General features: G+C 51.1%; 8 protein-coding genes and 2 CRISPR repeat arrays. Of the genes, 6 read left to right on the forward strand and 2 right to left on the reverse strand.

The features are described 5' to 3' along the window. Nucleotide 1 precedes the first annotated feature (1 nt). The 4 genes from ACR1UW_RS03520 (at nt 2) to ACR1UW_RS03535 (ending at nt 7,577) form a co-directional block, all read left to right on the forward strand. Nucleotides 2-1,198, forward strand: a complete 1,197-nt coding sequence (locus tag ACR1UW_RS03520) for a TIGR02678 family protein (protein ID WP_498934554.1) — start codon at nt 2-4, stop codon at nt 1,196-1,198. After that, nucleotides 1,158-5,279, forward strand: a complete 4,122-nt coding sequence (locus ACR1UW_RS03525; protein WP_498934556.1) for a TIGR02680 family protein — start codon at nt 1,158-1,160, stop codon at nt 5,277-5,279. Before ACR1UW_RS03520 ends, ACR1UW_RS03525 begins: the two co-directional genes overlap by 41 nt. Further along, entirely contained in the window at nt 5,276-6,496 is a 1,221-nt protein-coding gene (locus tag ACR1UW_RS03530) for a TIGR02679 family protein (protein ID WP_498934558.1), read from the forward strand. Before ACR1UW_RS03525 ends, ACR1UW_RS03530 begins: the two co-directional genes overlap by 4 nt. Before the next feature lie 142 nt (nt 6,497-6,638). Beyond that, on the forward strand, nt 6,639-7,577 hold the full coding sequence (locus ACR1UW_RS03535; protein ID WP_498934560.1) for an Rpn family recombination-promoting nuclease/putative transposase: 939 nt from the start codon (nt 6,639-6,641) through the stop codon (nt 7,575-7,577). A 202-nt stretch (nt 7,578-7,779) separates the two neighbouring features. Next, a CRISPR array of direct repeats spans nt 7,780-9,077; the repeat unit is 30 nt; unit sequence GTTTTTATCGTACCTATGAGGGATTGAAAC. Between the two features lie 64 nt (nt 9,078-9,141). On the opposite strand, the gene ACR1UW_RS03540 is transcribed toward ACR1UW_RS03535, so the two are convergent. Together ACR1UW_RS03540 and ACR1UW_RS03545 are read right to left on the reverse strand one after the other, a co-directional pair. After that, nucleotides 9,142-9,681: an IS630 family transposase gene (locus tag ACR1UW_RS03540; RefSeq protein ID WP_289667792.1), complete on the reverse strand. Its 540-nt coding sequence runs from the start codon at nt 9,679-9,681 to the stop codon at nt 9,142-9,144. Further along, nucleotides 9,678-10,208 (reverse strand): IS630 family transposase, encoded by a 531-nt coding sequence (locus ACR1UW_RS03545; protein WP_289667791.1) that lies wholly within the window; start codon nt 10,206-10,208, stop codon nt 9,678-9,680. The genes ACR1UW_RS03540 and ACR1UW_RS03545 overlap by 4 nt, the downstream gene beginning before the upstream one ends. Nucleotides 10,209-10,312: 104 nt before the next feature. Continuing rightward, nucleotides 10,313-11,195: a CRISPR direct-repeat array (repeat unit 30 nt; unit sequence GTTTTTATCGTACCTATGAGGGATTGAAAC). A gap of 73 nt (nt 11,196-11,268) precedes the next feature. Between ACR1UW_RS03545 and ACR1UW_RS03550 the strand changes: the two genes are divergently transcribed. Then, nucleotides 11,269-11,478 (forward strand): hypothetical protein, encoded by a 210-nt coding sequence (locus ACR1UW_RS03550; RefSeq protein ID WP_025039279.1) that lies wholly within the window; start codon nt 11,269-11,271, stop codon nt 11,476-11,478. A 220-nt stretch (nt 11,479-11,698) separates the two neighbouring features. Continuing rightward, the gene (locus ACR1UW_RS03555) at nt 11,699-13,414 is read left to right on the forward strand and encodes a TIGR02556 family CRISPR-associated protein (protein WP_020279820.1); all 1,716 of its coding nucleotides are present in this window, start codon (nt 11,699-11,701) and stop codon (nt 13,412-13,414) included. Nucleotides 13,415-13,417: the final 3 nt, after the last annotated feature.

Genomic DNA, 13,417 nt, shown 5'->3' on the forward strand with positions numbered 1-13,417 from the left:
GATGGAAACGGCGTTTGACGACAAGGCGAAAGAAGCGCTCGCCGCGCTGTTTGAGCAGTTTTGGATCATTCGCGACCAAGAGCCGGATTTGTACCAGCTCGTCCGCGAGCGTGAACATGTGTTGAAACGGTATGTGGAGGAGAAGTTTGGGTATCGACTCATCGTCCACCGCTATTTCGCCAAGCTCGAGAAAATTCCCGCCGATCCCGAGCCGTGGATGGGCATCGAGTCGTTTCAAGATCCGCTCGATTATGCGCTGTTTTGCTGCTTGATGGCGTATTTGGAAGGCAAGGCGGTGGAAGAAAAGTTTTTGCTTTCTGACGTATGCGAAGAAATTCGCGCCATGTACCCGGGGGATCTACCAGTCGATTGGACGAACTACGCGCATCGGCGCGCGCTCATCCGCGTGTTGAAAACGGCGGAACAAATCGGTCTTGTCCGCCGGATGGACGGGGAGATTGAAGCGTTCGCCCAGCATGTGGAGGAAGAAGCGCTGTACGAAGTGCCGGTGCTCGCCCGCTATTTTATGCGTACGCATCCGAAAGATTTGTTGCAATATGAATCGATCGACGAATTGCTCGCCGAGGAGTGGAAAGCCTCGCCGCAAGATTATCGGCGCCATCGCCTGTATCGGAAGCTGTTTTTATCCCCGGCGGTGCATCGGACGGAAGGGGACGAGCAAGATTTTTACTACTTGCGCAACTTCCGCCATCGGCTGCGCGATGACATCGAAGCGCATACGCCGTTTCGGTACGAGTTGTACAAAAACGCCGCCATGTTGACGTTGCCTGAGCGGCAGGCGCCGTACACGACATTTCCCGACCAGAAAGGAACGTCGGAGATCATCCTTCATTTTGCCGCCTTGGTGCGCGAGCGGCTTGGGGAATATCCGCCGGATGAATACGGCCGCATCCGGTTGACGTCTGAACAATTTTCCGCCTGGCTTGCCGATTGCCGCCGCCGTTACGGGGCGGGGTGGGGGAAAACGTACCGCGACATGTCGGCTGCCGAGCTTGTCCGCGAAGTGCTTGCGGCGCTCAACGAATGGCGCATGGCTGATATAGAGCGCGACACCGGAATGATCGTCCTTTATCCCCTCCTCGGACGGGTGTCGGGACGGTATCCAGATGATTTTGACGCGAAAGAGGGAGGAGAACATGGCGAATCCATGGGTGCTTCATCGTGCGGGGCTGATTAATTTTTGGTATTACGACGAGCAGTATTTTCATTTCGCTGACGGCAAGCTGCTGTTGCGGGGAAGCAACGGGGCGGGCAAGTCGGTGACGATGCAAAGCTTGATCCCGGTGCTTTTAGACGGCAAGAAGACGCCCGATCGCCTCGATCCGTTCGGTTCACGGGCGCGGCGCATGGAAGACTACTTGCTTGGGGAAAAAGACGTCGTCAATCGCGATGAGCGGACGGGGTATTTGTTTTTGGAATACAAACGAAAAGCATCCGACCAATACGTCACAACGGGCATCGGCCTGCGGGCAAAGCGGCAAAAAAGCCTCGACTTTTGGGGGTTTGTCATGTTCGACAACCGCCGCATCGGCTATGACCTTCAGTTGTATAAACAAGAAAAAACAGGTGAAAAAATCCCGCTGACGAAACGCGAGCTCGCCGCATTGCTCGGTGCGGGCGGGACGGTCGTCGAGACGCAAAAAGAGTATATGGAGCTCGTCAATAAGCATGTGTTTCGCTTTGAATCGCTCGAGGCGTTTCAAGAATTGATCGAACTGCTCATTCAACTGCGCAGCCCGAAGCTGTCGAAAGACTTTAAGCCGACGGTGATTTATGAGATTTTGGAAAGCTCGCTACCTCCGTTGACCGATGACGAGCTCCGCCATCTATCGGACACGATCGAAAACATGGACCAAGCCAAGCAGCAGCTTGAGCAGCTCGAACGCGACGAACGGGCGTTGAAGCGCCTTTGCGATCAATACCGCCTGTACAACGAATATATGATTGCCGAAAAGGCGGCAGAATACGTAAAAGCGGTCAAGCAGGCCGAACAGCTCGCCGCCGAGCAACAACGCCTTCACGATGAAGAAGAAAAGACGCGAAAGGCGCTTGATGAGCTTGAGGAGTCCATCACCCACCTCGGCCGCGAAGAAGACGTGCTGCGAGCGCGCGAAATCGACTTGGCCGGCCATGAAGTGTTCCAGCAGGCGGAAAAGTATGAACAGCTGAAAGCCGAACGGCAGCGCCTAGAGGAACGGCGGGAGCGGCACGAGCAGACGATTGCGGAAAAAGAACGACAGGAACGTCAGCACCGCCGCCGCCTCGATGAAGCGGAAGCGCGGCTGGATGACCTTGAACGGAAACTTGAAGACGAGTTGGCGCAGCTGCGAGCGGATGCGGAAGAAGGAGCCTTTTCTTTGCATGAAACGAACGAAGACGATTTTCACCGCCATCGCCAAAAGCAACAAGAGTTTTCGTTTGCCGCTTGGAAACAGGAAGCTGACCGCCATATCGAGCAGCTCGAGGAGTTGGCGCGTCTTTGGCGCAGGCATGACGAGGTGAAACGACGCTATGAAGAAGCGAGCGGCGAAGCGGGCGAAAGGCGGCGGGAAATGGACGAATGGCGCCATCAGCAGCGGAAATGGGAAGAGCTGTTCGAAGAGGAGAAAGAGCGGTTTGAACAAGCCGTGCTTGCCTGGGTCGAGCAGGGAGGAATCGACGTTTCCGAAACGGACATTCAGGCGTTTTTGCAACAAACAGGCGCGCTTTATGAACAGTATTCGCTCGATGATTTGAAGCGCCCATTCGTGCAAGCGTATTACGATGCCGTCGGCAAGAAAAAGGATGAGAAATGGCGGCTCGAGCATGACATCCGTCTGTTGGAAGAAAAACGGGCAGATCGCGAGGCCGAACTGCGTCAATGGCGGGAACAACGCGACCCCGAGCCTGAACGGGATGAACAAACCACTGCCACCCGGTTGGCGTTGGAGGAGAAAGGCATTCCGTTTGTCCCGCTTTATGCCGCGGTCGAATTTGTCGACGATGTGCCTGACGATGTGCGCGAGCGGATCGAATCGGCGCTTTCGCACGCGGGGCTGCTTGACGCCCTCATTACTGCTCGCGAGATCGACGTCGCCTGCGACCGTGTGCTCATTCCGAAACCGGTCCATATGGCGCACACGCTTGCTGATTATTTGCGCCCAGATGCCAATGCCCCTGTGTCAATGGAGCGGATTGACGAAGTGCTCCGAAGCATCGTCATCACCGATGCCGACCAAGAAGGCGGCATGACGATCGATGAAACGGGGCGCTATTCGCTCGGCCTTGTCCGCGGCCATGCGCCGCGGAGATCGAAGGCGATGTTCATTGGCCGTGCAGCGCGCGAACGGTGGCGGCTTGAAAACATCGCGGCGCTGGAAGCCGAGATCGCCGCGATGGGGCAAGAGATCGACCGTCTGCGCGGGGCGCATCAGGCGGTGGAAGCGGCCATCCAAGCGCTCGCCGACTGGTTTGTGTCCTTCCCATCGGACCGCGATGTGCGCACCGCGTTTGAGGAAGGGCAAGAAGCCCGCCGCCAAGCCGAAAGCAAAGAACGGGAATGGAAGCGGCAAGAAGAAAAAGCCGCCCTCCTCGCGCGCGAATGGAAACAAATCAAACAACAGCTCCACGACGAGTCGGCCGAGCTCGATTTGGCCTTTACTTTAGACGGCTGTGAACAAGCCCAGCTCGCCATGAAATCGTACGTCCGCCATTTGCACGAACTCGAAGTGCTTTACCGCGAAACGCGCCATACCGAGGCGATGATCGCCCAACAGCGCGAGCGGCTCACGGCGCTGGAAACGGAGATCGACGAAGCGAAAGGCGAACGAAATCGGCTTCGGGATGAAACCGAGCGGCTCGCCTTGCGAATCGCGGAGATGGAGCGGACGCTCGCACAAATGGGGGCGGATGACATTCGCGCCGAAATCGCCCGCATTCAAGAACGGTTGGCGTTTTTGCGCCAAGAAATTCCGCGCCTTGTCAACGAACGGGCGCGGACGGAACAGCGGCTCATGCGCTTAGTCGAAGAGCGGGAAAAAGGGGCGCAGCGGGAAGCGTTCGCCCGCGAGCTCGCCGCGATGTGGGAAAAGTCGTTTGCCCGTGAAGCGGCGCTTGGGCTTGTGGATCTTGATCGTTCCCGCTCCCTCCTGGAGCAGGCGAAAGAAGCGAAACAACGGTACGAAGCAGTGTTAAAAGAGACGCGTTCCTCGCTTTTGGCGCGGCTGAACACCGTCTTTTTCCAAGAGTCGTCCAACTTGACCGAATACCGGGCGTCCTTCGAGCCGCTGGAAGAACAAACGAAGCCCGAATGGACCGCCGTTGCCCCAGACGATGAGATGGCCATGAAAGCCGCGGACTGGCGGGAGAAACAAGAACGGCACGTCATTTACCTCGACTACAAAGGCGAGCGCGCCACGCCGTTTGCGGTGCTGGCGGAAGTGGAGCGCGACATCGCCTTGCAGCACGAGTATATGAAAGAACAAGACCGCGAGCTGTATGAGGACGTCATTTTAAAATCAGTCGGCCGCATTTTGCGCAGCCGCATCCAGCGCGCCGAACGGTGGGTGAATGAGATGAATAAACTGATGGGCGGCCTCGACACATCATCAGGGCTTGTGCTGTCCATTCAATGGAAGCCGAAAACGGCGGAGACGGAAGCGGAGCTGGATACGAAAGAGTTGGTCCGTCTGTTGCGGATCGATTCGCGGCTGCTTAGAGAGGAAGATTTACAGCGAGTGACGAACCATTTCCGCTCGAAAATCGCCCGCGCCCGCGAATTGCTTGAAGAGCGCGGCCAAGGCAACACACTCCATCAAATCATTAAAGAAGTGCTCGACTATCGGAAATGGTTTTCCTTCACTTTGTACTATGAAAAAACAAACGAGCCGAAACGCGAGCTGACGAACCACCGTTTTTACCAATTCAGCGGCGGGGAAAAGGCGATGGCGATGTACATTCCCCTTTTCGCCGCGGCGTATTCGCGCTACCAAGAAGCGGGCGATGATGCCCCGTACATCATTTCGCTCGACGAGGCGTTCGCCGGCGTCGATGAAAACAACATCCGCAACCTGTTCGGACTTGTCGAACAGCTCGGCTTTAACTACATCATGAACTCGCAGGCGCTTTGGGGCGACTACGACACCGTGCCCGCGTTGTCCATTTGCGAACTCGTCCGTCCGCGCAATGCGTCGTTTGTGACCGTCATTCATTACCGTTGGAACGGGCGTGTCAAACAGCTGATGGTCAATGATAAAGAATGGGAGACGATCGAGACGTGAGCACGGCCAAGGAGGCGGCTGCCTTTTTCCGCTCTGAACCGGGCTTCCGCCGTCTGTTTATCGAGATGAAGCACAAGTACGAGTCGCTCGGCCGCGTCGGCGGCGCGGTGTCTTTAGAGGCGTTCACCGATGAAGAGCGGGAGGCGGTGGCCGCCTTTTTCGGCAAAGACGTCTCCCGCGTCTCCCTTATCGCGTTTGAAAAACAGCTCGGACAGACGAGGTTTGCGGGCGTTGGACTTGTCGAGCTGCTTGAACAGTACTTCGGCGCCCCGCTTGTCTCAAACAAAGAACGGCGCCAGGCGGAGGAAGAGGAACGGGATCGTTTTTTTGCGCGTCTGACCGAGGAGCATCATTGGGTTGAGTCGGTCCGCCCTCAGCGCTTCGTCCAAACGGCGTACGAAACCGACCGCCGCAGCCTGGAGGAGGCCATCCGCCTTGTCAGCGCCGCTTTGGGCCGCCTCCCGCTCCCGTCATACATGCGCCTCCCGCTCTTTGCCCAGCAAGTGGCGGGCGACCCGCACGCGTTCGATTTGTCCACGCTACCGGGGAGATTGTTGCTTTCGGCGTTGCAAGCGACCGTGCCTGGGGACTGGGACATGGCATCTGTAGAGAGCGTCAACGAGTTGCTCCAGTCCGTCGGCTTGCTCCGTGAGGATATCCTGAACTTTGTCACATGCGCCAACATCCTCGCTGAAACCGAGGGCGGCCCGCATCCTGTTTTCTCCGCTGCCTGGGAGGCGAACACGGCGCTGAACATGCCGCTTAGAGATGTGCTGTCGCTTGTCCGCGCCCGCCCTGCCCATGGGGGGACGGTGTACATCGTCGAAAACGCGGGCGTCTTTTCGACGTTGCTTGACACCCGCGCCCCGCTTGTCAGCACGAACGGGCAAATGAATTTGGCGACGATGAAGCTGCTCGATTTGCTCGCGGCCTCTGGCGCCAAGCTGTATTATTCCGGCGACTTCGATCCGGAAGGATTGGCCATGGCAGAGCGGCTGCTTGAACGGTATGGACAGGCCGTCACGCTCTGGCGCTTTTCCTTGGACGATTATGCGGCCGCCAACCCAGTCGTTGAACTCACACCCGAGCGCCTCGCCAAACTCGCATCCGTCACATCGGAACCATTGCGGCCGGTGAAAGAAGCCATCGGGCGAAAGAAAAAAGCCGGGTATCAAGAGGCGATCATTGGGAGGTTGACAGGGGATATCAACGGGTAGTCCATTCACGAGCTAGAGGAAGGACAAGGGAAGGAGCCCAAAGCGATCGGGCCTCCTTCCTAAAAAGTTACATTCATGAGAAGGAATTGCGTCGCGTAGAGCGAATACATATCGTGAATTCCATGTCGCAAGGAGGGAAAACGTGGCCAAACAGCGAATCGATCACGACCGGTTGTTCAAAGAGCTGCTGTCGACGTTTTTCGAAGAGTTTTTGCTTCTTTTCTTTCCCAACGTGTACGAGCACATCGACGTTCACCGCCTTACTTTCCTCACAGAAGAACTGTTTACCGACGTGACGGCCGGAGAGAAGCACCGCGTCGATTTGTTGGTGGAAACGAAGATGAAAGGGGAAGATGGGCTCGTCATTGTTCATGTCGAACACCAAAGCTACGCACAGCGGACCTTCCCCGAGCGAATGTTCCTCTACTTCAGCCGCTTGTTTCAAAAATACCGCCGCCGTATTGTTCCGATCGCCATCTTCAGCTATGATGAACACCACGATGAACCTTCCTCATTGGTCGTCCAGTTTCCGTTCTTGACCGTTCTCGATTTTCGTTACTTGACGGTGGAGCTGCGCAAACTGCCGTGGCGCGCGTACATCCGCCATGACAATCCCGTCGCCGCTGCCTTGTTAAGCAAAATGGGGTATAATGAAGAAGAAAAGGTCGAAGTGAAAAAAGAGTTTTTGCGCATGCTCGTCCGCCTTGAGCTCGATGAGGCGAAACAGCGGCTGTTGTTCGGTTTTTTTGAAACGTATTTGCGGTTGTCCGAAGAGGAGGAAGCCAAACTGCGAAACGAGGTGAGCCAAATGGAGACGAAGGAGGCGAAGCAAGTGATGGAGCTCATCGTCTCGTACGAACAGCGGGGAATGGAAAAGGGAATCGAGAAGGGAATCGAGAAGGGAATCGAGAAGGGAATCGAACAAGGGATCAAACAAGGCATTAAACAAGGGCGCCAAAAAGGGATTGAGGAAGGGAAGCTCGACGTGGTGAGGAGAATGCTGGCGAAAGGGTATGATGTCGCCACGATCCACGAACTGACCGGGCTGCCGGTTGAGAAGATCGAACGGGTGAAGGGGTAAGCAGAGCAGACTCTTCGCCGTCGAGCCTCACATTGTCGTCGACCCCCAATCGTGCAAAAATCCCGGGGGATCGACGACAATGTTCTTTTGCGCCAAAAATCCTACAGCCATAACGGCTGAACGATATTGACAGAATATTTGAAACGTGATATTCTGAAAACAGCCAAAAGGGGAAAAGCTTGATTTTATGCGCATGGTTTGGGTTTTTATCGTACCTATGAGGGATTGAAACCCCGATCCTAACCTCATCATTTTCTCGGGGCGTGGAGTTTTTATCGTACCTATGAGGGATTGAAACAGTGTTTAAAGGCGGTTTCTATATCGCGTTCACAATCGTTTTTATCGTACCTATGAGGGATTGAAACAATGTGGAGAAGCGGATGGGGTATACGGACCGAAAACCGGTTTTTATCGTACCTATGAGGGATTGAAACTCGATATGATAAGCTGTCTGAACCTGCTATGCGTTCGTTTTTATCGTACCTATGAGGGATTGAAACCCTGCATAAATCATGTGTTCCGTTAGACGAGGTGGATTTGTTTTTATCGTACCTATGAGGGATTGAAACATCCTCTTGATTCTGTATTCTTGACCGTTGTATTCAATGTTTTTATCGTACCTATGAGGGATTGAAACTTCCCTGCGGGACATTTTTCTGCTCCCGGATGATCGTTTTTATCGTACCTATGAGGGATTGAAACCCAATTGTTGACCATACATATTCGCAGTGAGATGAAGTTTTTATCGTACCTATGAGGGATTGAAACTTTTTCGTCAGACAAAAATAAAGCAACGAGGCACGTTTTTATCGTACCTATGAGGGATTGAAACAAACGAAACTCATGACAACGTGATGACAATGTTACGAGGGTTTTTATCGTACCTATGAGGGATTGAAACTAAGCATGAGACGCGGCCGATGACGGATTGGCGCGAGTTTTTATCGTACCTATGAGGGATTGAAACGTGTAATCACTCGCGCGAGCGCGTCGAGTGATTCGCACGTTTTTATCGTACCTATGAGGGATTGAAACATGATATTTAATACGGTTGTCTTTCTTTATTTTGTCAGTTTTTATCGTACCTATGAGGGATTGAAACCAATATGAGTACTTGCCGGAATTGACAAGGACGGAGACAGTTTTTATCGTACCTATGAGGGATTGAAACTATTAAAAATCTTCTGCCTTGGTGATCCCCTGCCCGTTTTTATCGTACCTATGAGGGATTGAAACGGCATGACGATCTCCGCGCTCGGTTCCTATGTGATCGGGTTTTTATCGTACCTATGAGGGATTGAAACTGGATGCATCTTCAGAAATATTACCTACTTTTTCAGTTTTTATCGTACCTATGAGGGATTGAAACGATCGTGCAAAACGCCATGTGACGTTTCAGCATCGAGTTTTTATCGTACCTATGAGGGATTGAAACGGTGCGGCAGTTGTCACGAAGGAAATGCTTGCTCGTTTTTATCGTACCTATGAGGGATTGAAACGAGGATAGCATGATCAATCTTGCAAACTATGTATATACATGCAACATGAAGAGTTAACTTCTCAGTCATCCTGCACACCCTAAGCGCTGCAGCACTTCCTCCGGACGTTCGTGGATGTAGTTGACAAACCGAGTAATGGCTTGAATGATATCGTTGCGATCCTTGTGAAATACATTGGCAATCACCGTATCTTTCAGCCATTTCCATAAGCGTTCGATCGGGTTCAGTTGCGGAGAATACGGAGGAAGGTAAATAAAGTGAAAACACTGTCCTTCTTCCCGCAAAAACTCCTTGACCATTTTGGCATGGTGAATGCGGGCGTTATCCAACACCAAGACCATGAGACGGTCCGGATAGCGCTCTTTGAGCATTCTCAAGAAATCCAAGAACGTCGCAGCATTGGCGGCAGTTGTTTGATGAAGCACCGTTTCACCATCATGGACGTTGACCGCGCCAAACAGCGATACGTGGGCATGATGGCCAAACGTCGGCACTTGTTTTTGGCGGCCGACTTCCGACCATGTGGACCGCAAGACATGGTAAGAGCGGATATGGGTTTCATCGATGTACAGAAGAACAGCATCTTCTGTCTCCTTGGTGATCAAGTTTTTTTTATCAGATCCATTTGTTTTTCAAATTGCTTTTGCTCATCCGGATTTCCTTTCGCCAGTGTGTACGTCGGTCGTGTCCACGACAGCCCTTTGCGGTGCAGGAGTTTTCGCAACGCTTCGCGGGAAATGGAAACACCGAATTGCTTTGCGACATAGGATTGCAGGAGTTTGGTGTTCCACGCCGAAGCGACGTCCCAGCCCAGTTCCGCGGGAGTGGTGGTCAATACAAGCTGTTTGATCTTTTCTTGCTGTTCTTCCGTGAGAAACGGCTCCCGCCCGGGGGCGAAATCCCGATGAAGCAGGAGTTCAAGGCCGCCTTCGTTGAACAGCGACACATAATGGGAAACAGTTTGTCGGCACACGTTGACCATGGAGGCCACCTCTTTGCCCAAATAGCCTTCCATGACCAGGCGAACCGCCATCACCCGTTGGCGAAGAAGGGTGTTTTTGATTTTCCGTTCCTGTTTGCGAAGGGTCCGAGGTGTCCATCCGTGATCGTTGGTGATTTTGAGACGTTTCATGCAGAGTTCCGCTCCTTTTCCATGTTTTTCATTAGGAGCAGTATAACCAGAGTGGGCACCGCTTATGCGAAGGTTAACTTTTCAATGAGCATATATATAGAAGAGTTTTTATCGTACCTATGAGGGATTGAAACATATTGACCGGGCTTGCAATGTCTACTGATCCGATTTTAGTTTTTATCGTACCTATGAGGGATTGAAACAATCAATTGAAGTATCAATAGCAGCTGCCAGATATGTTTTTATCGTACCTATGAGGGATTGAAACATGTCATCCAAACCGCTTCTTTCGGCCGATCGCGAGTTTTTATCGTACCTATGAGGGATTGAAACTCTTTGTGTGCCATCACATATTGCATGACAGCTTGTTTTTATCGTACCTATGAGGGATTGAAACCTCAATTAGAGGGCGAACTCGAACAGCTCAACAGTGTTTTTATCGTACCTATGAGGGATTGAAACAAGCGCTAGAGCAAAAAGGATTAATCACAATAATAGTTTTTATCGTACCTATGAGGGATTGAAACAGAGGCGAGCGTCACCAAATCAATTGGCTCGCCGTTCGTTTTTATCGTACCTATGAGGGATTGAAACACGATACGATGGAAAGCACAAGCGGCTGGGTCAATGGTTTTTATCGTACCTATGAGGGATTGAAACCTTACAATAAGCCGTAATTTTTACAGCCATTTCTCTGTTTTTATCGTACCTATGAGGGATTGAAACTTTCTTCGGTAAGCGGGATTCCTTTCTCTTTCCAAGTTTTTATCGTACCTATGAGGGATTGAAACACCGAGCAGTAAGGTCTCCCCAGCAACTCAGCCAACGTTTTTATCGTACCTATGAGGGATTGAAACCACTCCAGCGCTCCTACGGGCTTTTCCCCGCTCCCGTTTTTATCGTACCTATGAGGGATTGAAACATTGATAAAGGAATGGATCGGCAAGATTGCATCCAGTTTTTATCGTACCTATGAGGGATTGAAACCAAGTAGTTTCAGAATACACTACTCTAAAACCGGTACTCATATTGTTCCAACAATAAAGAAAGGTGAGGAATGATGAAGCTGTGGGAATATGTCGGTAAAAGGGTAAGAATTATATACAAAGACGGAGATGTGCTAGAGGGATTTGTCCGTGATTACTGCGATGGAGAGGATAGTGAGGATGGGATTGACAGCTTGGTAATTACAAACCAAGAGGCAAAAGAACTGGGGATTGTTTATGGGGTTCTAGAAAACGAAATAAAATCTATTGAAATTATTGGTTAAAAGCGCTGAATCACATTTAGGTGGTTGAGTTTTTATCGTACCTATAAGGGATGAAACCTGCGCCAACGTCATAAAACGTTCGGCGTTTTTTTATGAGAGTTACATGTTTTGCGGTAGCATCGTAATTCTGAATTTTATAAAAACAGTCTCGATTTTTATACCATTTTTTTGTCTATATGGTATAATTAGATTAGTCCAAACGATGCGGAGGGGTGATAGATTGATCGAAGCAATCGCCCGAATCGGAAAGATGGTGCTCGAGAAGCAAGGAGAAGTGTCGGTCATTGATCAGCTGGTTGAGAATCCAGGTTATCCTTCTTGTGTGCTCATTTCATTGCGTGTGGATGGTGAGGGAAACGCTGTCTGGGAAGGATGCGAGGTTGAGGAATGCGGAAGTGATTATAAGAAATATTTGTTTCGTTCCGGATCAACGCGCGGAATCAATTATTCTCCGACAGCGAGAATTACGACGATCGAAAATACATATGATCAAAAAGTTCTCGGATGGTTTCGCAAAGTGAATCGGGTGATGGATGACCCGTTTCTCCGTTCTATCGAGCATGTGCTTGTGCAGCAACAAGAAGCGATTTTGCACGAAATGAAAGACAAGCTTTCGCTTTCTGGCGAACGTGCCATCGTCTCATTGAAAATCAATGGTGCTTATTTGTACGGTTGGACGCCATTTCAGGACGCTTTTTTGTATTTGGTGAATGAAAAAGATATGGAATTGGCAGCCCGCCATCAAGTGTGCGCGATTTGCGGAGAACGCAAGGAAACGGTGATTGGTAAGTTATCCGTCTTTCGTTTTTATACGTTGGACAAACCGGGGTTTATTACCGGGGGGTTCGATGAGGCAAAGGCATGGCGAAATTATCCTGTCTGTTTGTCCTGCAAATCCCATATTGAGGAAGGAAGAAAATTTATTGAATCGTATTTGCAGTATCGGTTTTATGGGTTTTCTTATTTGGCGATTCCCAAGCTGCTGATTCCTGCCGGTCGTGATGTATTGGATGAGCTGTTGGAGTATTTGGTGAATGGGAAAAAGGATATCCGCATCCATCAAGACCAAGCGGAATCGTTTATGACTACGGAAGAAGATTTGCTTGGAACGTTGCAGGATTATGACAATTCTCTTTCGCTGCAGTTGTTGTTTTTGCAGAGAATTCAAAGTGCGGAGCGGATTTTGTTGCTGATTGAGGATGTATTGCCGTCGCGAATCAGCGAACTGTTCCGAGCGAAAAAGGCGACGGAAACATTGTTGTACAGGGAAGGTAATCATCCCTTCCATTTTGGCTTTATTCGCACGTTTTTTCCTATCGGTGTCTATGATAAATATTTTTTGCAAGTGGTGGAATGCGTATTTCAAAAGAAAGCGTTGCCGCTTTCGTTTTTTGCTTCTTTTTTTATGGAGCAGTTGCGGGCTGATTTTCACGATTATGAAACCGGTGATGGGTTCTTTGCCGCTAAGACGCGTCAAGCCATTGCGGTCATGGTTTTCTTGGAGCAGGCTGGAGTATTGATAAGGAAAGGGGATCGGGTGGTGGAAGGAAAATTTGCCCGTTTGTTCGAAGCATATGGAGGACAACTGGATTCAAAGGAGAAACAAGCGGTTTTTCTGCTTGGGGCATTGACGCAAATGCTGCTGGACATCCAGCAGAAACAACGCGGCAGCAAGCCATTCTTGCAACAACTCATGGGGCTCAAAATGGATCAGCGGGCCATCAAAGGGCTGCTTCCGAAAGTGATTGGAAAGCTGGAAGAATATGAGTCTTACTACGGCGGGCATCGCCAGCTCGCTGAAGAAATTTCCCGTTTATTTTTGTCCTCTTCCCCAAGGTGGAAATTGTCGGTGGATGAACTGAATTTTTATTTTGCATGTGGGATGAACCTAACATCGCAAGTCAAAGAAATCATCTGGAGTAAGGAGGAACAGTAATAT

The organism is Geobacillus lituanicus (genome assembly GCF_050994965.1).
Classification (GTDB): Bacteria; Bacillota; Bacilli; order Bacillales; family Anoxybacillaceae; genus Geobacillus; species Geobacillus stearothermophilus.